This window comes from Methylorubrum thiocyanatum, from assembly GCA_014138645.1.
Classification (GTDB): domain Bacteria; phylum Pseudomonadota; class Alphaproteobacteria; order Rhizobiales; family Beijerinckiaceae; genus Methylobacterium; species Methylobacterium thiocyanatum.
The window spans coordinates 313,272-333,551 of the sequence record JACJIB010000001.1; the positions used below are offsets into that span (position 1 = coordinate 313,272).

Consider the following 20,280-nt stretch of genomic DNA (forward strand, 5'->3'; position numbering starts at 1 on the left):
CCCTGATATGAGAACGGCGCCGCTCAAGCGAAAGGGTTGCGCACCGGCTCCGACGCCTCCGGCTCGTCGGGCACGGCGTCGGGCAGATCCTCGGCTTCGAGGGTGGCGACCACCGCATCGAGCAGCGTCTTCAGCGCCCGCGCCCGCGTCAGGCCGGCCCGGTCGCGGGTGAGGTCGAGGCTGCCGTGGAGCGCGATGCACCGCGTGCCGTTCTCGATGGAGAAGCCGGCGAAGGTCTGCACGCCCGCATCCTCGGCGAAGGGACGGAAGGGCAGGGAATCGGCCGGTGTGTGGGCTTTGCGGCGCGGCATTCGGGGCCCCTGTCTCGGAAGATCGTTCAGAAGATCGCGCGCATCAACTCGCGCCAGAGCCGCCGTAGGATGTCGACGGCGAGTTGCTTCAGGAAGTCTGCGAAGGATTCCTGGCGATCCCGGGAAAATTCGTGAGGCTCGGGCAGGGACATCGCCTTGGCCTTGGCCGCCTCCGGCAGCGCCGGGAACACGTCGAGCCCGGTCCGGTCGCGCAGGGCCGCGAGCGAGACCGCGTGCCACTCGGCCCCCGACGCGTTCGCCACGAGATAGGCGCCCGCCTCGCCGGTGCGCGGGTCGTAGATCGCTTTGAAGAGCTGGGTCGGCACCAGCACCCGCCCCTTGATCGCGCCGACCGAGCGGCCCTCGAAGATCGGCCCGGTCACGACGAAGAGTTCGCCGCGCTCGGTGGCGAGCCGGCGCACGCTCTCCTCGATCGCCGCCCACAGCCCGCGGTTCACTGCCCGGTTCTGAGGCACGATGTTGGCGAGGCTGAACGATTCGGCTTGGGCGGTCGCGCTCGGCATGTCGCCGGCGGGCGCGAGATGGCCGCGGTCGTAGCCGCTGCGGACATAGTCGGCGAGGCTCGCGCGGTCGTCCTCAGGCAGGCGATCCTCGTCGTGGAAGGCGTCGGCGCGCTCGACCCGGCGGGCGGCGGACACGCTCCGGCGCGTCAGGCGCTCCGCGGCGTAGAGCGGCGTGCGCGACGCACCCGAATGCAGCACGGCGAAGGCCTCGAAGCAGAGCGGGACGGCTCTGTCCGCGAGCTTCGGGTTGACGAGAACCGGTGCCTGGCCTTCCGCGAACAGGGTGGGGCAGGCGGGCGCGTCCTGAAGGGCCTGGGACGTCCCCGTCTGGGCGACGCAGAGGAACAGGAGGGCGGGAAGGACGGGGCGCAGCGCCATCGCCGGTTCAATAGCAGACCCGGACGCGGCGGGGCCCGGACGGCGTCTCGCGCCAGCGGAAGCCGCAGGGACGTCCGAGCGGGTCGATCAGCGGGCGGATGTCGCGGTCCGGCGGTCCCGGCGGGCGTCGGCAGCGGACGTCGTCGAGGCAGGCCGCCGCTCGGGGGCGGACCTGTCCGGCATCCGCCGCCTGCGCCGCGCCTCCCGCGATCAGGGCGAGCGTCAGCGCGGCCATGATCGGTGTCGTTGCGGCGAAAGGCATCGGCGGGCAGCCTCGGGGCGGGCGAGATGTTGATCAACGCAGCCTTCATCCATAATTGAGGGCGCGTCACGCGTGAAATGGCGGGACTGCCTTAACTCTGAAGGCAGACCAGGGGATCGAATCCACTGAAACGCTCGCCGCTGTTGCAGCGATATCATGGTATCCCGTGACCGATTCGCGCTAGAAAGATCGTTCATACGTCCCGGGGCGAGTGGTTTCCGGGAGGCGGGCGAAGTCCGAAGACGCGGCTGCGTTCGAATATGCGGCCCTCAGAGAACCGCCCCGCCGACGGGAACGCATTGAGAGACGGGTGAAGGCTTTGGCACTAGCGGACACGACGATCCTCGAGGGTCTTGAGACGCCGGATCGTCTCCGGCTTCTGCCGGAGAGCGAGCTGCAGCGGGTCGCCGACGCGGTGCGCGCCGAGATGATCGACGCCGTGTCGATCACCGGCGGCCATCTCGGCTCGGGGCTCGGCGTGGTCGAGCTCACGGTGGCGCTCCACCACGTCTTCGACACCCCCGACGACCGCATCGTCTGGGACGTCGGCCACCAGTGCTACCCGCACAAGATCCTCACCGGCCGCCGCGACCGCATCCGCACACTGCGTCAGGGCGGCGGCCTGTCCGGCTTCACCAAGCGCTCGGAGAGCCCGTACGACCCCTTCGGCGCGGCCCACTCCTCGACCTCGATCTCCGCCGCGCTCGGCATGGCGGTCGCCCGCGACCTCGACGATGCCGAGGCCAAGGCGAAGGGCGAGGCGCAGCCCAAGCGCCGCAACATGATCGCGGTGATCGGCGACGGCTCGATGTCGGCGGGCATGGCCTACGAGGCCATGAACAATGCCGGCGCGCTGCATTCGCGCCTGATCGTCATCCTCAACGACAACGACATGTCGATCGCGCCCCCCGTCGGCGCCATGTCGGCCTATCTCGCGCGGCTGGCCTCCGGCGGCACCTACCGGAGCTTACGCGAGACCGCCAAGCAACTCGGCAAGCTGCTGCCGAAGGCGCTTTACCAGCGCGCGGCGGCGGCCGAGGAATATGCCCGCTCGCTGATCGTCGGCGGCGGCACGATGTTCGAGGAGATGGGCTTCCACTATGTGGGGCCGGTCGACGGGCACAACCTCGACCACCTGCTGCCGGTCCTCAAGAACGTGCGCGACTCGGACCAGGGTCCGATCCTGCTCCACGTGGTGACGCAGAAGGGCAAGGGCTACGCCCCGGCGGAGGCCTCGGCCGACCGCTACCACGGCGTGGTCAAGTTCGACGTGGTCTCAGGCGTGCAGGCCAAGGCCAAGGCGAACGCCCCGGCCTATACGCGGGTGTTCGGCGAGAGCCTGATCAAGGCGGCCGATGCCGATCCGAAGGTGGTGGCGATCACCGCGGCCATGCCCGGCGGCACCGGCATCGACCTGTTCGGCAAGGCGCATCCGGACAAGACCTTCGACGTCGGCATCGCCGAGCAGCACGCGGTGACCTTCGCCGGCGGTCTGGCGACCGAGGGCTACAAGCCGTTCGTGGCGATCTACTCGACCTTCCTGCAGCGGGCCTACGATCAGGTCGTGCACGACGTGGCCTTGCAGAACTTAGCCGTGCGGTTCTGCCTCGACCGGGCCGGTCTGGTGGGGGCGGACGGGGCGACCCATGCGGGCGCGTTCGATCTGGCCTATCTCTGCTGCCTGCCGAACATGACGGTGATGGCGGCCGCCGACGAGGCCGAGCTGGTGCACATGGTGGCGACCGCGCATGCGCATGACTCGGGGCCGATCGCCCTGCGCTATCCGCGCGGCGAGGGGGTCGGCGTCGAGCTGCCGGAAAAGGGCGAGCCGCTGGCCATCGGCCGCGGGCGTGTGGTGCGCCGTCCGGAAGGGGCGCGGGTGGCGCTGCTGTCGCTGGGCACGCGCCTGTCGGAGGCGCTGAAGGCGGCCGACGCGCTGGAGGCGGAGGGCGTTGCGGTGAGCGTGGCGGATGCCCGTTTTGCCAAGCCGCTGGACGCCGAGCTGATCGTGGATCTGGCCAACAGCCACGAGGTTCTGGTGACGGTGGAGGAAGGCTCGGTCGGCGGCTTCGGCGCGATGGTGCTGCACCTTCTGTCGGAGCGGGGCGTTCTGGATGCGGGCCGGGTCCGGGTGCGGACGCTGACGCTGCCGGACGTCTACCAGGACCACGACAAGCCGGAGAAGATGTACGCCGAGGCCGGTCTCGACGCCGAGGGCATCCTCAAGGCCGTCCGCGCCGCCCTGCCGGACCAGAAGAAGGGCAGCCGGACCGGACGCCTGCGTCTGGCCTGAGGTTCAGGCGCGCGACTGCCATCGCTCGAAGCGTGAGCCAAGGCCGCGGAGGCGGCCGTCGGCGCCTGAGGCGGAGTAAGGACGCGCGGTGCTTGCCGCACCGCGTCATCGATGAGACAAGCGCCGCGCCGTTCGACCCGAGATCGGGTGCGTTGATGGGGCGGCGTTTCCGCGCGTCTGCGCCGCTCCCGCGGTTGGCAGGCGAGGCCGTTGCGACAACCACGCGAGCGCGATGACAGAGCCGAGCCAAAGCGGCCCGTTCCCGGCGGGACCGGTGCTGATCACCGGTGCCAGCGGCTTCCTCGGGGCCGCCCTGGTCGACGTTTTCCGCGCGGCCGGATTCACCGTGCGCATCACGGTCCGCGCCTCCTCGCCGCGCACCAACCTGACGTGGCCCGATGTCGAGATCGTCGAGGCCGACATGCGCGATCGGGCGGCGGTGGCGAGCGCCATGCGCGGCCAGCGCTACCTCGTCCACGCCGCGGCCGATTACCGGCTCTGGGCGCCGGACATGGAGGAGATCGTCCGCACCAACCGCGACGGCACCCGCATCCTGATGGAAGAGGCGCTGAAGGCCGGCGTCGAGCGGATCGTCTACACGTCGAGCGTCGCCACCATCAAACCGCATGCCGACGGCACCCCCGCCGACGAGACCCGGCCGCTCACGCCGGAGACCGCCATCGGCGCCTACAAGCGCAGCAAGGTCGTGGCCGAGCGCGTCGTCGACGAGATGGTGACCCGTGACGGCCTGCCCGCCGTCATCGTGAACCCGTCGACGCCGATCGGCCCCCGCGACGTCAAGCCGACGCCGACCGGCCGCATCATCCTCGACGCGGCGCAGGGCAAGATCCCGGCCTTCGTCGATACCGGCCTCAACCTCGCCCATGTCGACGACGTGGCCGCCGGCCACCTGCTGGCCCTGCGCAAGGGCCGGATCGGCGAGCACTACATCCTCGGCGGCGAGGACGTGATGCTGGCGACGATGCTCGCCGACATCGCAGGAATCGTCGGCCGCAAGGCGCCGACGACGCGGCTGCCCTACGCCGTGATCTACCCGATCGCCTTCGTCTCCGAGCAGATCGCGCGGGTGACCGGCAAGGCGCCGCTCGCCACCATCGACGGCGTGCGCATGTCGAAGTACCGGATGTTCTTCTCCGACGCCAAGGCCCGGGCGGAACTCGGCTATTCCGCGCGTCCCTATCGCCAGGGTCTGGAGGATGCCATCGCGTGGTTCCGACAGGCGGGGTACATGAAATGAGCGCCGCGCTTCAGACCGCCACCGATGCCCGCACCGGCAAGGGCCAGCACGACGAGAACTTTCCCGTCGCCTCGCACCTGATTCACCCGCGCAACCGCGGCGCGATCCTCGCCTTCTACAACTATGTGCGGGCGGGCGACGACGTCGCCGACCACACCGGGCTCTCGCCCGAGCGCAAGATCGAGATGCTCGACGCGCTCGCCGACGCGCTCACCGGCAAGGGCGGCTCCGACCCGTCCGTCGAGCCGCTCAAGCGCGAGCTCGCGGCCCACAATCAGCCGCCGACTCATGCCCTCGAATTGCTCGATGCCTTCCGCATGGACGCGCGCAAGTCCCGCTATGCGGATTGGGACGAGCTGATCCACTATTGCCGCTACTCGGCGATGCCGGTCGGGCGCTTCGTCCTCGACGTGCACGGCGAGGATCCGGCGCGGGTCTATCCGACCTCGGACGCGATCTGCGCCGCGTTGCAGGTGCTCAACCACCTCCAGGATTGCGGCAAGGATTTCCGCAATCTCGACCGCGTCTACATCCCCCTCGACGTGATGGGTAAGCACGGCGCCGACGTCGCGATGCTGGGGGCGGACAAGGCGACGCCCGAACTGCGTGCCGTGATCCGCGAACTCGCCGAGCGCACCCTGGTGCTCTTGGAGGAAGGCGCGCCGCTGCCGAACCGGATCGACGATTTCCGCCTCAGCCTGGAGATCGCCGCGATCCATCGGCTGGCCGTCGTCCTGACCAAGGGCCTGCTGACCCGCGATCCGCTGTCGGAGAAGGTCCATCACGGCAAGGCCGCCTTCGCGCTCACCGCGCTCGGCGGCATCGCCGCCACCCTGGTGCGCCGGCCGTTCCGGTCGCGTGCGCCCCGTCCCGCCGCTGCCGGAGCCGGCCGATGAGCGCCACCGCTAGCCCGATGCCGGGCGAGACCCGAGAGGCACCCGCCCTGCCGGCCGCCGGCTCGTCCTTCTACACGGCGATGCGCCTGCTCCCGAAGGAGCGGCGCGAGGCGATGTACGCCGTCTACGCCTTCTGCCGCTCCGTTGACGACGTCGCCGATGACGGCGGCGCGCGGGAGGTCCGCGCCGCCGAACTCGACCGCTGGCGCGCCGATATCGACGCGCTCTATGCCGGCAATCCGCCGCCGCGGGTGAAGCCGCTCGAAGAGCCGATGCGCCGGTTCGGGCTCAAGCGCGAGGACTTCCAGGCGGTCATCGACGGCATGGCGATGGACGCCGAGGAGGACATCGTCGCCCCCTCGGAGGCCAAGCTCGATCTCTACTGCGACCGGGTCGCGAGCGCCGTCGGGCGGCTGTCGGTGCGCATCTTCGGCATGCCGGAGGGGGACGGGATCCGGCTGGCATGGCACCAGGGCCGGGCGCTGCAGCTCACCAACATCCTGCGCGACATCGACGAGGACGCGGAGCGCGGGCGCCTCTACCTGCCGATGGAGAAGTTCCACAAGATCGGGCTGATGAACCCGACGCCGGAGACGGCCCTGGCGCATCCGCGCCTCGGCGAGGTCTGCCGGGCGGTCGCGGCGGAAGCGGAGGAGCATTACCGCCAGACCTGGGCCATCATCGAGCGCAGCCCGCGGCAGGCTACCAAGGCCGCCCGCCTGATGGCGGCGGCCTACCGGCTCTACCTCGACGCCGTGGTCAAGCGCGGCTGGGCGGCCCCGCGGGCGCGGGTGAAGCCCGGAAAGCTCTCCCTCCTCCGCGTCGCCCTGCGCCACGGGATTTTCTGAAATGTCGGGAACGGTTCACGTCGTCGGCGCCGGGCTCGCCGGCCTCTCGGCCGCCGCCTCGCTGGCGGATGCGGGTCAGCACGTCGTGCTGCATGAGGCCGCCAAGCAGGCGGGGGGGCGCTGCCGCTCCTATTTCGACCCCTCGCTCGGCCTGACCATCGACAACGGCAACCACCTGCTCCTGTCGGGCAACCGCTCGTCCCTCGACTTCCTGCGGCTGATCGGGGCGCCGGACGACGCCCTGACCGGCCCCGACGAGGCGGCCTTCCCCTTCGCCGACCTTCGCACCGGCGAGCGCTGGACCCTGCGCCCGAACGAGGGCCGCCTGCCGTGGTGGGTGCTGCGGGCGGGACGCCGCGTGCCGGGCACCCGCGCGCGGGACTATCTCGCGCCGGTCTCCCTCATGATGGCGGCCTCGGGCAACAAGCCGGGCCAGAGCGGCACGATCGGCGAAAAGATGTCCTGCGAGGGGCCGCTCTACGAGCGGCTCTGGCATCCGGTCCTGCTCGCCTCCCTCAACACCGATCCGCGCGAGAGCGATGTCGGGCTCGCCGCCACCATCCTGCGCGAGACGCTCGGGGCGGGCGGGCGGGCCTGCCGTCCGCTCATCGCGGTCGAGGGCCTGTCCACCGCCTTCGTCGATCCGGCCCTGCGCTTCCTCGCGGAGCGCGGCGCCGAGATCCGCTACGGCCGGCGCCTGCGGGCGCTGACCCTCTCGCAGGGCCGGATCGAGCGCCTCGACTTCACCGACGAGCCGGTCGCGGTCGGCCCCGACGACGCAGTCGTCCTGGCCTTGCCGCCGTGGGTCACCTCCGAACTCCTGCCCGGAACCCCCGCGCCGCAGGAATTCCGCTCGATCGTCAACGCGCATTTCGCCGTGCGTCCGCCGGAGGGGGCGCCGCTGATCCTCGGCGTCGTCGGCGGCCTGACCGAATGGCTGTTCGCCTATCCGGATCGCTTTTCAGTCACCATCAGCGGAGCCGACCGCCTGTTGGAGGACGGCCGCGAGGATCTTGCGCGCCGGATCTGGGTTGAGATCGCGGAACTCAACGGACTTGCACGCGAATTGCCTAGCTGGCAGATCGTCAAGGAGAAGCGGGCGACCTTCGCGGCGACGCCCGCGGAAGCCGCGCGCCGCCCCGGCGCTGCGACGCGCTACCGGAATCTGGTTCTGGCCGGCGATTGGACCGAGACAGGTCTGCCCTCGACCATCGAGGGCGCGATCCGTTCCGGGACGAACGCCGCGCAAGCCCTGTTCCGCACAGGGATGTGCGGACGGGCACAGGCACAGGGAGTCGCTTGAACGATATGACGACGGCATCGAGACAGTCGAACGAGGCGAGAACGATGCGAGAGGCGGCCGTGAGCAAGGTCGAGACGCTGCAGCGTCCCAAGACCCGCGACGTGTCCCTCGACGATGTCGAGCGGGGCGTCCAGAACGCCGCCCGCGCCCTCACCGAGATGACGCAGGCCGACGGCCACATCTGCTTCGAGCTGGAAGCGGATGCGACCATCCCCTCCGAATACATCCTGTTCCACCAGTTCCGCGGGACCGAGCCGCGGCCGGGGCTGGAAGCCAAGATCGGGAATTACCTGCGCCGCACGCAGTCGAAGGTGCATGGCGGCTGGGCGCTGGTCCATGACGGCCCGTTCGACATGAGCGCGACGGTGAAGGCCTATTTCGCCCTCAAGATGATCGGCGACGACATCGAGGCGCCGCACATGCGCGCGGCCCGCAAGGCGATCCTGCAGCGCGGGGGCGCGGCCAACGCCAACGTCTTCACCCGCATCCTGCTCGCCCTCTACGGCGAGGTGCCGTGGGCTGCGGTGCCGGTGATGCCGGTCGAGGTGATGCACCTGCCGAAGTGGTTCCCGTTCCACCTCGACAAGGTATCCTACTGGGCCCGCTGCACCATGGTGCCGCTGTTCGTGATCCAGGCCAAGAAGCCGCGGGCGAAGAACCCGCGCGGCATCGGCGTGGCCGAACTGTTCGTGACCCCGCCCGATTCGGTGCGGACCTGGCCGGGCTCGCCCCACGCCACCTGGCCGTGGACGCCGATCTTCGGCGCCATCGACCGCGTGCTGCAGAAGACGCAGGACCACTTCCCGAAAGTGCCGCGCCAGCGCGCCATCGACAAGGCGGTGGCCTGGGTGTCCGAGCGCCTGAACGGCGAGGACGGCCTCGGCGCCATCTTCCCGTCGATGGTTAACTCGGTGCTGATGTACGAGGTGCTCGGCTATCCCCCCGATCATCCGCAGGTGAAGATCGCGCTGGAAGCCATTGAAAAGCTCGTCGCCGAGAAGGACGACGAGGCCTATGTCCAGCCCTGCCTGTCGCCGGTCTGGGACACGGCGCTGACCAGCCACGCCATGCTGGAGACCGGCGGCGCCGCGGCCGAGGCCAATGCCCGCGCCGGCCTCGACTGGCTGAAGCCGCTGCAGATCCTCGACATCAAGGGCGACTGGGCCGAGACCAAGCCGAACGTGCGTCCCGGCGGCTGGGCCTTCCAGTACGCCAACCCGCACTATCCCGATCTCGACGACACCGCCGTGGTGGTGATGGCGATGGACCGCGCCCAGCGCCAGCACGGTCTGGTGAGCGGAATGCCGGACTACTCGGCCTCGATCGCCCGCGCCCGCGAGTGGGTCGAGGGGCTCCAGAGCGCCGACGGCGGCTGGGCGGCCTTCGACGCCGACAACAACCACCACTACCTCAACCACATCCCGTTCTCGGATCACGGCGCGCTGCTCGATCCGCCGACCGCGGACGTGACCGCCCGCGTCGTCTCGATGCTGTCGCAGCTCGGCGAGACCCGCGAGACCAGCCGGGCGCTCGACCGCGGTGTGACCTACCTGCTCAACGACCAGGAGAAGGACGGGAGCTGGTACGGCCGCTGGGGCATGAACTTCATCTACGGCACGTGGTCGGTGCTCTGCGCGCTGAACGCCGCCGGTGTCGATCCGCAATCGCCTGAGATCCGCAAGGCGGTGGCGTGGCTCATCCGCATCCAGAACCCGGATGGCGGCTGGGGCGAGGATGCCTCCTCCTACAAGCTCAACCCCGAATTCGAGCCGGGCTACTCCACCGCCTCGCAGACGGCCTGGGCGCTGCTCGCCCTCATGGCGGTGGGCGAGGTGGACGATCCGGCGGTCGCCCGCGGCGTCAACTACCTGATGCGCACGCAAGGGCAGGACGGGTTGTGGAACGAGGAGCGCTACACCGCGACCGGATTCCCGCGGGTGTTCTACCTGCGCTACCACGGCTACCCGAAATTCTTCCCGCTCTGGGCGATGGCCCGCTTCCGCAACCTGAAGAAGGGCAACAGCCGTCAGGTGCAGTTCGGGATGTGATTTTTTGGGAGCTCATCCCAGCCATGAGACTGGCGGCGCGGGGCATCCCGCGCCGTTTTCGTTTGTGCCGAGATGCGAGCCGGACGACGCTGACGCGTGGCGCGCGCCTTTTCACCGCTTCAAGCCCGAGAGACCAATCCTTGATCCCCTGGGAGCATCTCGACACCGCCGCGATCCCCGGCGAGGCGGGCACGTTGCGCCTGATGCGCCGCGGCACCGAGTACTCGATCCAGCTCGACCGCAACGAACTCATGAACAGCCGCCTCAGCGGCTCCGAGGAGGCGCTGGCACGGCTCTCGGCCGAGCGCGTCGCCGGTGCGAGGGCGCCGCGGGTGCTGATCGGCGGTTACGGCATGGGCTTTACCTTGCGCGCCGCCCTGAACCTGCTGCCGGAGACGGCACAGGTGACGGTCGCCGAGATCGTGCCGGCGGTGCTGGCCTGGGCGCGTGGACCCATGGCGGAGCTGACTGGTGGGAGTCTTGATGATCCGCGCATCTCGATCCGCGAGGCCGACGTCGCCGCCGTGATTCGCGAACGGCCGGGCGCCTGGGATGCGATCCTGCTCGACGTGGACAACGGCCCCGACGGCCTCACCCGCACGGAGAACGACCGCCTCTACGACGCCGCCGGCCTCGGGGCCGCCCGCGCGGCGCTCCGCCCTAAGGGGGTGCTGGCGGTGTGGTCGGCCCATCCCGATGCCGCCTTCACCCGGCGGCTCGGTCAGGCAGGTTTTTCTGTCGAGGAAGTGGCGACCCGGGCCCGCGGCAAGCGCGGGGCGCGGCACGTGATCTGGCTCGCCGGGCGCTGATCAGGAATCCCGGTCTCGGCCTCATCCTGAGGTGCCCGCGGAGCGGGCCTCGAAGGATCTTCCAGATCGCGCAGTGCTTTCCGGAGGATCCTTCGAGGCCGCCGCTTCGCGCCGTCACCTCAGGATGAGGGGAGTGAATGGGATGGGCACGAGCCTCACGCTCCCCGGCGCGCCATCAGCTGCTCGATCAGCGTCGCGCCGGTCTCCAGCGCGGACAGCTCTTCCGCCACCGTGGCCACCGTCTGCGCGATCTGCTCCGGCGTATGCTCGGAGGTCATGAAGAAGCGCAGGCGCGAGGAGCGCTCCGGCACCGCCGGGTGGATGATCGGCTGCACGTTGATGCCGCGCTTGAACAGCCGGTCGGACAGCGTCACCGCCTTCAGCGAGTCGCCGACGATGATCGGGATCACCGCCAGCCCCAGGCTCGAACCGGTGTTGAGACCGTGCTTCTTGGCGAGCGCGAGGAACTGATGCCCGTTGCGGCGCAGGCGCTCCACCCGCTCGGGCTCGGCCTGCATCACCGAGAGCGCGGCATCGGCCGCGGCGGCGAGCGGCGGCGACATGCCGACGCTGTAGACGAAGCCGCCCGCGGTGCATTTCAGGTACTCGATCAGCACCGAGGGGCCGCAGATATAGCCGCCGCAGGAGGACAGCGTCTTCGACAGCGTGCCCATCCAGATATCGACGTCCGAGGCGTCGACGCCGCAATGCTCGTGCAGGCCCGCGCCGGTGCGGCCGAGCACGCCGAGACCGTGGGCGTCGTCCACCATCAGCCAGCAATCGTAGCGGCGCTTCAGCTCGACGAAGGCGGCGAGATCCGGCGCGTCGCCGTCCATGCTGTAGAGGCCCTCGATCACGATCAGCGCGCGGCGATGCTCGTGCCGGGTCGCCTCCAGGAGCTTCTCGAGGGCGGCCGGATCGTTGTGGGCGAAGCTGCGGCGCTGGGCTCCGGAGAGCTGTGCGCCCGTCACCACGCTGTTGTGGATCAGCGCGTCGTGGAAGATCACGTCCGGCGCTTCCAGGATGGCGCCGATGGCGGTGACGTTGGTGGCGTGGCCGCTGACCAGGACCACGCAGGCATCCGTGCGGTAATGGGCGGCGAGCGCCCGCTCCAGCTTGAGATGCCCGGGCCGCTCACCCGCCACGATCCGGCTCGCCGAGGCCGAGGTGCCGAAGGTCTCGATCGCCTTGCGCGCCGCCCCGCTCACCGCCGGGTGCCCGTTGAGGCCGAGATAATCGTAGGACGAGTAGTTGGAGAGGGCCTCGCCGTCGATGCGGGTCTGTGCGCCGGCGCGGGTCTCGTGCACCCGGAAGAACGGGTTGCCGAGGCCGATCAGGTCGGCGGCCGAGCGCTGCAGGCGCAGCTCGCGGTAGCCGGTCAGCTTCTCGAAATCCTGCGGCGAGTCGTTGGCCGGCGGTGCCTTGGTCTCGGCGGGGGCGGGCCGCGCGTTGGCGCGGCCGAGCCGGTTGGTGACGAAGCTCGCGAGCGCGGCCCGCCCGTCCTGCGGGCGTGACGGCTGGGTCATGGCAAGATCTCTTTGATGTCCGAGACGTTCTGCTCGACGAGTTCGTTGAACGGTGCGAGCGTGGCGGCATCAAGATCGCCGACATGCTTGGTCGCGAGGCTCAAGGTGACGCCCGCCGCCTCGTCCACCGGTGTGGCCACGGCCTGGATCAGGGTTTCGGTCAGCTCGTTGACGGTCAGCCCCGAGGAGATGCCGGCCGGTGGCGCGTCGAGGGCGAAGCGCTCCTGCAGGCTCGCCCCGAGTTCCACGCCCATCAGCGAGTCGAGGCCGATCTCCGAGAGCTGGCGCACGCGGCTGATGTCGTCCTTCGGCAGGCGCAGGATGCGGGCGATGTCCTCGACGATGGCGTCGGCCACGGTCTTGCGCACCGCGTCGATGTCCGTGGTCCGCAGCAGCGCGCCGATATTGATGGCGGCCACCGTGCCGGATTCCGCCTGCTGGTCGCCGCCGAGGCTGGCGTAGCTCGGCGAGCGCAGCGTGGCGAGGCGCTCGCGTGCCTTGCCCCAATGCATCGCGGCAATCGCGATCACGCCCTCGTCGCTCGCGCCCGTCTGACCCTCCAGCGCCTCGGCCATCAGGTCGAGGCAGAGGCGGGCGTCCATCGGCGTGACGCCGACACGGGAGGCCAGCGTCTCCATCACCGCCTTGTTGCGGGCGAGCACGCCGACATCGCCGATGGCGCCCCAGGCGACGGCGAGCGCCGGCAGGCCGAGGCGGCGGCGCTGGCGGGCCAGCCCCTCCATGAAGCCGTTGGCGGCGACATAGGAGCCCTGGCCGGGATTGCCGATGAAGGTCGTGGCCGAGGAGAACAGCACGAAGTAGTCGAGCTTCCGCCCGCGCGTGGCGGCGTCGAGATGCTGCGCTCCGATCACCTTCGGCGCGATCACCGCCTCCAGGGTCTCGGGCTCGATCGCGTTGATCAGGCCGTCCTGCAGCACCATGGCGCCGTGGATCACCCCCGCCAGCTTCTCGCCGCGGGCCTCGATGCCCTCGATCAGCGCCTCGACCGCGCGGCGGCTGGTGATGTTGCAGGCCTTGGTCTCGACCCTCACGCCGCGCGCGGCGAGTTCGGCGATGAGAGCGCGGCCCTCCTCGTTCGGCTTGCCGGAGCGGCCGACGAGGACGATGCGCCGGGCGCCGCGATCGGCGAGCCAGCGTGCCGCCTCGATACCGAAGCCGCCCAAGCCCCCGGTGACGAGGTGGACGCCCTTCTCGGAAACCGTGAAGGCGTTGCGCTGGACCCGCGCGACCGAACCCGGCGCCGGCGGCGTGACGACGATCTTACCGACATGCCCCGATTGCTGCATGAGGCGGAAGGCGTCGGAGGTCTCGTCGGCGGCGAACGGCTGGTAGGGCAGGGGGCGCAGGCCGCCTTCGGCGAAGAGCGCCATCACCTCGCGGAACATCCGCGCCCCGTCCTCGCCCTGGTGCTGGAGCACCTGATCGAGATCGACGCCGAAATACGACAGGTTCCGGCGGAACGGCCGCAATCCGATATGGGTGTTGGCGACGTAGTCGCGCTTGCCCAGTTCGACGAAGCGCCCGAACGGCCGCAGGCAGTTCAGCGAGCGCTCCATCATCTCGCCGAACAGCGAGTTGAGCACCACGTCGACGCCGTCGCCGGTGATGCGGCGGACATCGTCCACGAAGGCGAGCGAGCGGGAATCGAGCACGTGCTCGGCGCCCAGCGCGGCGACGAGCGCCCGCTTCTCCCGCGAGCCGGCGGTGGCGATGACCCGCGCGCCCTTCCACTTGGCGATCTGCAGGGCCGCGAGGCCCACGCCGCCCGCGCCGCCATGGACCAGCAGCCACTCGCCCTTGCGCAGGCGGGCGCAGGTGCACAGCGCGTAGTAGGCGGTGAGGAAGGCGACCGGCACGGTCGCCGCCGCGGCCGGATCGAGCCCGGCCGGCATCGGCGCCACGACCATCTCGGGCACCACCACGTGGGTGGCGAAGCCCGACTGGGCGAAGGCGACCACGGAATCGCCGACGGCGAAGTCGACCACGCCCGCGCCGATCGCGGTGACGCGGCCGGAGACTTCGAGACCGAGGCGGGGACCGGCGAAGCCGTCCTCCAGGATCTCCTCCGGGAGCATGGAGAGCGCCCAGAGCACGTCGCGGAAGTTGAGGCCGGTGGCCGCCACCGCGATCTCGACCTCGCCGGGGCCGGGGGCGGCGCGCTCGGCCGGGCCCCAGACCATCTCGTTGAGGCCGCCGGTGTTCGAGCGCTCCAGCCGCGCGGCCGGAGCCGCCGCGCCGCCGCCCTGGGCGGCACGGCCGGGATGGAAGCGCACGACGCGGGTGGCGTCGGCGTCGAGCACGATCTCGGTCTCGTCGGTGCCCGACAGGATCAGCGCGCGCAGCCGCTCGGCCGCGTCCTTCGAGGACAGGGTCGGCGCGAGATCGATCCGGCGGACATCGAGGTTCGAGGCCTCGTTGGCGAGCGTCCGGCTGAAGGCCCAGACGCCGGCCTCGACCGCGGCCGCCTCGCCGCCCGCGTCACGGGTGGCGCCGGGGGCGACGACCCAGAGCCGGGTCTGGCGGCTGCCGAGATGCTCGGCGCAGCGCTTCAGGCTGAGGCAGCGGTCGCGCAGGCGCGTGGCCGCCTCGCCCTCGCCGGCAAAGGCGCCGGCCAGGAACACCACGGTGTCGGGGGTCTCGCGCTCCAGCTCCAGCAGCGACTGCTCGGAATCGAGGATGATCGAGACGTGGACGCCGCTCGCCACCAGCAGGGTCGCCAGCGACGAGGCGGTCTCGGCGCCGAACTCGTCGTCGGAGCCGACGACGAAGGCGAAGCTCTGGCCGTGCCCGACCGCCGGACGGACCGGAGCCTCGGCGACGAGCAGCAGGTCGTCGCCGTTGGCGGAGGCCGCGCGGTCGGCGGAGACCCGCACGAGGCCCGAGGCGCTCAAGCTGCGCTGCCAGCCCGTCACGTCGTCGAGGCGCGAGAGCGGCATCCCGGCGACCGCCTCCTCGAACCAGTCCGGCGCAAGGCCGAAGACGAGGTCGCGGAACAGCGAGGCGCCGGGCTCGACCGCGATCAGCAGCCCGCCGGAGGCGAGGGCGGCGGCGAGCTGTCCGGGAAGGGCCTTGTCCGCGCGGTGCAGCACATCGCTCGCGATCACGAGGTCGAAGGCGCTCGTCGGCAGGGCGTCGGCGGCCTCGGCCACCGTGACGAGGCCCGGCAGGGCGAGGCGGGCGCGCTCGGCCAGCCGCCGGTCGGTTTCCAGCACGGTCAGGCGGGCATCGGCCTCGCGAGCGAGCGCCGCGGCGCGGGCCGAGAGCGGGCCGAAGCCGACCTGGAGGAGGCGCAGCGCGCGGTCGGAGGGCAGCCGCTCGCGGGCTTCCGCAACGATGGTCGCAACGACCTCGGCGGCGGCGCGCGCCGTGGCGCCGCGCAGGTGGAAGGCGTCCAGGGCCGCCGGCGAGAGGCCGACGGAAGCCGGCACGTCGCCCGCTACGATCCGCCCGACCAGCGCCGTGGTGTCCGCGAGCAGCACCAGCTCGGCGGCCAGCTCCGGATGGTCGGCCGCGATCCAGCGCATGGTTTCTTCGGGCGCGGGAAGGGTCACGTCGCGGCGCAGGCGCCACACGCCCTTGTCGAGCGTCGCGAGGCCGCTGCTCTCCAGGGCGTAGAGGGCGTTGGTCGCCCAAGGATGCAGCGCCGCGGGCAGGCGGCCGTCGAGCACGACCTTGCCCTTCTCGGAAAGCCCTTCCGCCAGCCGGTAGGCGAGCGCCGTGGCCCAGCCCTCCAGCAGCAGGTGGCCCGGGCCGAGTTCGGCGGTGTCCGGTGCGGTTGCCGCCGCGAGGCTCGGGCGCAGGCGCTCGGCCACGCTCGGGCGCCGCTCCAGCGGCAGGGCCGTCGGCTCGGTGGCGCGCTCGACCCCTTGCGTGATGGCGTAGGCGTCGAGATCGCTGCCGCTGCGGGCGCGCAGGGCCTGGAAGCGGCCCTCGCGGATCGTCGCAATGACCTCACCCTTGGCGTCGGTGAGGGTGAAATCGGCCAGGATCGAGCGCTCGTTGCAGCGCCGGGTACGGATCTCGGCCCGCGCGATGGCGGCGCCCGGACGCAGCAGGCGCACCTCGCCGAAGCGCACCGGCACGTAGGCCTTGGTGGCACCCTCGCCCATCAGCTCGGCGAAGAGCAGGATCAGGCCGTGGAAGCAGGAATCGAGGCGCGCCGGCACGAGGCCGTAGCGGGCGTCGGCCTCGGCCGGGATCAGCTCGGAGACGATGGTGGTCTCGTCGATTCGCGCCGAGGCCGCGACCTGGCGGAAATTCTCGCCGAAGCCGAGGCCGGAGGCGAGCGCCCGGCGGTAGAGCGCCTCGCCCGAAATCGCGTGGTCCGCGGGGATCGCGAGATCGCGAGACGCGGGCGTCGGGAAATCGCCCTCGATGATCTTGGCCGAGGCGTGGAGCTGCCACGGCGTCGGCGTCAGGCGCGGCCGGCTGAGGATCTGAATCTGGTTGCCGGAGCCGGAGAGGCGCACCAGCACCTCGCGCAGGGAGTCCTCGGCGAAGACCATCGGCGAGAGGATCTCGACATCGGCGAGCGTCACGGCGTCCGTGCGCAGCGCCTGACGGGCGACGTGCAGCGCCATCTCGACGAAGGCCGCACCCGGCAGGATCACCTGCCCGTCGATGCGGTGGTCGTCGAGTTCGGGCACCAGCGCCGCGTCGAGATGGCCGTGCCATTCGAGGCCGTCGGCCGCGAGCCGGTTGCCGGCGAGCGGGTGGTAGGGCCGCGGCGCGGCGCCCGCGCCCTCCGTCGTCTCCGCGAGGCGGAAGGGACGGCGCTGCCAGGGATAGAGCGGCAGGGCGATCGCACCGGCCGGATCGGCGCCGAACAGGCGCGCCTCATCGACAGCGGCACCCGCGACGAGGGCGGCGGCCACCGCCTTGGCGATCGGATCGCCGCCGACAGGCTTGCGGTGCATCACGCCGACCGAGGCGACCTCGATCGCGAGCGGCTCGATGGCGTCGCCGATATGCGGCAGCAGGGTCGCGCGCGGGCCGACCTCGACGAAGACGCGGGCGCCCTGGCGGGTCGCCTCCTGCAGCGCCTCGCAGAAGCGCACCGGCTCGCGGATGTTGCGCCACCAGTAGCCGGCGCCGAACTGAGCGCCGGGCAGCACCGTGCCGGTCACGGTCGAGACCATGGCGGTATGGCCGGCGGACGCCTTCAGCCCGTCGAGGTCGCGCAGGAGTGGACGCTCGGTCGGGTCCATCAGGCGGCCGTGGAAGGGATATTCGAGGTCGAGCTTGCGCCCGCGGCGGCGCTTGCGCGCCAGCGCCTTCATCGCGGCCTCGATATCGGCCTCGGGACCGGCCACCGTGATCGCCTTGGGGCTGTTGTAGGCGGCGATATCGAGGGTGGGATAGTCGGCGAGGAACGCCTCCATCTCGTCGGCCGGTCCGAGCAGCACCGCCATGGTGCCGAAGCCGCGGGTCGATTCCTGATGCTTGCTGCGGAAGAAGATGACCCGCACCGCCTGTTCCAGGCTCAGGATGCCGGCGGCTTCCGCCGCGGCGATCTCGCCGACGCTGTGGCCGAGCACGTAGCGGGGGGCGAGGCCCTTGGCGCGCAAAGCCGCGGTCGAGGCGCTCTGGATCGCGAAGATCAGCGGCTGCGAGACGCGGGTGAGGGAAAGGCGCGTGTCGAGATCCTCGGCGAACATCGCCTCCTTCAGCGACCAGCCCGAGAGCTTTTCGAACAGCTTGTCGGTCTGATCGAAGCGGGCGCGGAAGGTCGCGCTCTGCTCGTAGGCCTCGCGGCCCATGCCGACCCACTGGCTGCCGTTGCCGGAATAGACGAAGGCGACCTCGGCCTGACGCTCGACGGCGGTGCCGATGACGGCCGCCTCGCTCTCCTCGCCGTCGGCCAGCGCGCGCAGGGCGGCGGGGACGTCGGTGCCGGGAGCGATCGGCAGGGCGAGCCGGGTGGAGAGGCGCTCGCGGCGATGGAACGCGGCGGCGGCGACGCGGGCGGCGTCCTCCGGCGCGGCGCCCTCGAGGCGGGCGGCGTAATCGAGGGCGAGGTCGTTCAGCGCCGCGCGGCTCTGGGCCGAGAGCAGCAGGATCTCGGGCGCGCGGCCGGCCGCGTCGTTGGCGGCGACGGGGGCCGGGTCGGTCAGCACGACGTGGGCGTTGGTGCCGCCGAACCCGAACGAGTTCACGCCGGCGAAGCGCTCGGTGCGCGAGCGGGTGAGCGCCAGCGGCGCGCGGTTGACGGCGAGCTTCAGCGTCTCGAACGGAATCTCGGGGTTCAGCTCGGCCGCGTGCAGCGAGGGCGGCAGCAGGTCGTGCTCGAGGGCGAGGCTCGCCTTCAGCAGGCCGGCGAGGCCCGAGGTCGGCTCGGTATGGCCGATATTGGTCTTGATCGAGCCGATCGGCAGCGGCTCCCGCCGCGGCTTGCCGAGCTTGGAGCCGATGGCCCCGGCCTCGATCGGGTCGCCGACCGGCGTGCCGGTGCCGTGCGCCTCGACGAAGGCGATGCGGTCGAGGTCGATCTCGGCTTCGCGGTAGACCTGCTCCAAGAGCGCGCCCTGGGCGTGGCCGGAGGGCAGCGAGATGCCGGTGGTGCGGCCGTCCGAGTTGACGCCGCTTGCCGCGATCACGCCGCGCACGGCCCGGCCGCTGCGGGCGGCGGCCTCGGCCGATTGCAGGATCAGCACGACGCCGCCCTCGGCGCGGACGTAGCCGTCGGCGCTCGACGAGAACGCCTGGCACAGGCCGGTGCGCGACAGCATCTGCGCGTTGGAGAAGGAGATGAAGTTGAACGGGCTCGCCAGGATGTTGGCGCCGGCCACCACGGCGGTGTCGACCTGACCCGCCTCGATCGCCGCGATCGCCGCGTTGAGCGCGACCAGCGAGGACGAGCAGGCGGTGTCGAGGGTGAAGCTCGGGCCCTTCAGGTCGTAGATGTAGGAAATGCGGTTCGAGATGATCGAGAGCGTGTTGCCGGTGGCGGCGTAGGCGTCGCCCGAGGACGGATCGAGGATGCGCAGGTTGCCGTAATCGAGGGCCGAGGCGCCGACGAACACGCCGATATGGCTGCCGGCCACCGCGGAGGGGCGCAGGCCCGCATCCTCGAACGCCTCCCAGGTCAGTTCCAGCAGCATGCGCTGCTGCGGGTCCATCTGCTCGGCCTCGCGCGGCGAGATGCCGAACACGCCTGGATCGAACGACCAGATGTCGTCGAGCACGCCCGCGGCCCAGGTGTAGCTCTTGCCCCGCTCCTGCGCCCGCGGATGGCCGAAGGCCTGAAGCGACCAGCGGTCCTCGGGGATGCGCGACACGGCGCAGCGCGCCTCCGTCAGGAGCTGCCACAGCCCCTCGACGTTCTGAGCCCCGGGCAGGCGGCAGGCGCGGCCGACGATCGCGATGTTCTTGCGGTTTGTCACGTCGATCCGTTTACGCTCGTGAAGCAGGGACCAGGGATCCGTCCGGCGACGGCGTGGGGCCCACGCCGGGAATGTTTCGCAAAACCGCGGCTTCACCGTGGCGCCCGGAAAAAGGCTGCCGACGACCGGTGGTTTTAAGAAGCATTCTTAATCTGACCGTCAGGACCGTCCAACCCGCTTGGCTGCAACCTCTCCCTTAATCCTGAGAGATTGGGAGATTGTGTGGCACGTATTCATCAGTGAATCGTTGATGCCGAAAAATCGGCGAGGCACGGGCACTAACAAACATCATTCGAGACTGCGGCGTTGGTTTTCAAAAATGCCACCGTTTTGCCCTGACCATGGCAAATATCCTGCGAATATTGCTTTGATTTTGAGCTAATCGTTCTCGTCTTGCGCGGGATATCGATTCCGGCGGGAG

General features: G+C 70.7%; 12 protein-coding genes. 7 read left to right on the forward strand and 5 right to left on the reverse strand.

The window, feature by feature from the left end:
• Positions 1-23: 23 nt before the first annotated feature.
• From HNR51_RS01495 to HNR51_RS01505, 3 genes are read right to left on the reverse strand one after another with little or no spacing between them, the layout of a single operon-like run.
• On the reverse strand, positions 24-311 hold the full coding sequence (locus tag HNR51_RS01495; protein WP_182553770.1) for a hypothetical protein: 288 nt from the start codon (positions 309-311) through the stop codon (positions 24-26).
• A 26-nt stretch (positions 312-337) separates the two neighbouring features.
• Positions 338-1,213: a DNA/RNA non-specific endonuclease gene (locus HNR51_RS01500; protein WP_182553771.1), complete on the reverse strand. Its 876-nt coding sequence runs from the start codon at positions 1,211-1,213 to the stop codon at positions 338-340.
• Positions 1,214-1,220: 7 nt separating this feature from the next.
• The gene (locus HNR51_RS01505; RefSeq protein WP_152276634.1) at positions 1,221-1,475 is read right to left on the reverse strand and encodes a hypothetical protein; all 255 of its coding nucleotides are present in this window, start codon (positions 1,473-1,475) and stop codon (positions 1,221-1,223) included.
• A gap of 319 nt (positions 1,476-1,794) precedes the next feature.
• On the opposite strand from HNR51_RS01505, the gene dxs reads away from it, so the two are divergent.
• From dxs to HNR51_RS01540, 7 genes are all read left to right on the forward strand, one after another.
• Positions 1,795-3,768 (forward strand): 1-deoxy-D-xylulose-5-phosphate synthase, encoded by a 1,974-nt coding sequence (dxs, locus tag HNR51_RS01510; protein ID WP_182554011.1) that lies wholly within the window; start codon positions 1,795-1,797, stop codon positions 3,766-3,768.
• A 232-nt stretch (positions 3,769-4,000) separates the two neighbouring features.
• Positions 4,001-5,026: a hopanoid-associated sugar epimerase gene (gene hpnA / locus HNR51_RS01515; RefSeq protein WP_182553772.1), complete on the forward strand. Its 1,026-nt coding sequence runs from the start codon at positions 4,001-4,003 to the stop codon at positions 5,024-5,026.
• Positions 5,023-5,922 (forward strand): squalene synthase HpnC, encoded by a 900-nt coding sequence (hpnC, locus tag HNR51_RS01520; protein ID WP_012453741.1) that lies wholly within the window; start codon positions 5,023-5,025, stop codon positions 5,920-5,922. The genes hpnA and hpnC overlap by 4 nt, the downstream gene beginning before the upstream one ends.
• Positions 5,919-6,770: a presqualene diphosphate synthase HpnD gene (hpnD, locus tag HNR51_RS01525; RefSeq protein WP_182553773.1), complete on the forward strand. Its 852-nt coding sequence runs from the start codon at positions 5,919-5,921 to the stop codon at positions 6,768-6,770. Before hpnC ends, hpnD begins: the two co-directional genes overlap by 4 nt.
• A gap of 1 nt (position 6,771) precedes the next feature.
• Positions 6,772-8,073, forward strand: coding sequence for a hydroxysqualene dehydroxylase HpnE (hpnE, locus tag HNR51_RS01530; RefSeq protein WP_152276761.1), 1,302 nt, complete (start codon positions 6,772-6,774; stop codon positions 8,071-8,073).
• Between the two features lie 44 nt (positions 8,074-8,117).
• Positions 8,118-10,121, forward strand: a complete 2,004-nt coding sequence (gene shc, locus HNR51_RS01535; RefSeq protein WP_141951155.1) for a squalene--hopene cyclase — start codon at positions 8,118-8,120, stop codon at positions 10,119-10,121.
• A gap of 140 nt (positions 10,122-10,261) precedes the next feature.
• A complete protein-coding gene (locus tag HNR51_RS01540; protein ID WP_182553774.1) occupies positions 10,262-10,930 on the forward strand; it encodes a polyamine aminopropyltransferase in 669 nt (222 codons plus the stop codon).
• 155 nt (positions 10,931-11,085) lie between these two features.
• Here the strand turns inward: HNR51_RS01540 and HNR51_RS01545 are convergent, their stop codons facing one another.
• Together HNR51_RS01545 and HNR51_RS01550 are read right to left on the reverse strand one after the other, a co-directional pair.
• Positions 11,086-12,456: an aminotransferase class I/II-fold pyridoxal phosphate-dependent enzyme gene (locus tag HNR51_RS01545; RefSeq protein ID WP_012453746.1), complete on the reverse strand. Its 1,371-nt coding sequence runs from the start codon at positions 12,454-12,456 to the stop codon at positions 11,086-11,088.
• Entirely contained in the window at positions 12,453-19,859 is a 7,407-nt protein-coding gene (locus tag HNR51_RS01550) for a type I polyketide synthase (protein ID WP_182553775.1), read from the reverse strand. Before HNR51_RS01550 ends, HNR51_RS01545 begins: the two co-directional genes overlap by 4 nt.
• Positions 19,860-20,280: the final 421 nt, after the last annotated feature.

Excerpts from the sequence above, each read along its gene's own strand:
- HNR51_RS01495 (WP_182553770.1), bottom strand. The coding sequence starts at position 311 with ATGCCGCGCCGCAAAGCCCACACACCGGCCGATTCCCTGCCCTTCCGT.
- HNR51_RS01500 (WP_182553771.1), bottom strand. The coding sequence starts at position 1,213 with ATGGCGCTGCGCCCCGTCCTTCCCGCCCTCCTGTTCCTCTGCGTCGCC.
- HNR51_RS01505 (WP_152276634.1), bottom strand. The coding sequence starts at position 1,475 with ATGCCTTTCGCCGCAACGACACCGATCATGGCCGCGCTGACGCTCGCC.
- hpnA (WP_182553772.1), top strand. The coding sequence starts at position 4,001 with ATGACAGAGCCGAGCCAAAGCGGCCCGTTCCCGGCGGGACCGGTGCTG.
- hpnC (WP_012453741.1), top strand. The coding sequence starts at position 5,023 with ATGAGCGCCGCGCTTCAGACCGCCACCGATGCCCGCACCGGCAAGGGC.
- hpnD (WP_182553773.1), top strand. The coding sequence starts at position 5,919 with ATGAGCGCCACCGCTAGCCCGATGCCGGGCGAGACCCGAGAGGCACCC.
- hpnE (WP_152276761.1), top strand. The coding sequence starts at position 6,772 with ATGTCGGGAACGGTTCACGTCGTCGGCGCCGGGCTCGCCGGCCTCTCG.
- shc (WP_141951155.1), top strand. The coding sequence starts at position 8,118 with ATGCGAGAGGCGGCCGTGAGCAAGGTCGAGACGCTGCAGCGTCCCAAG.
- HNR51_RS01545 (WP_012453746.1), bottom strand. The coding sequence starts at position 12,456 with ATGACCCAGCCGTCACGCCCGCAGGACGGGCGGGCCGCGCTCGCGAGC.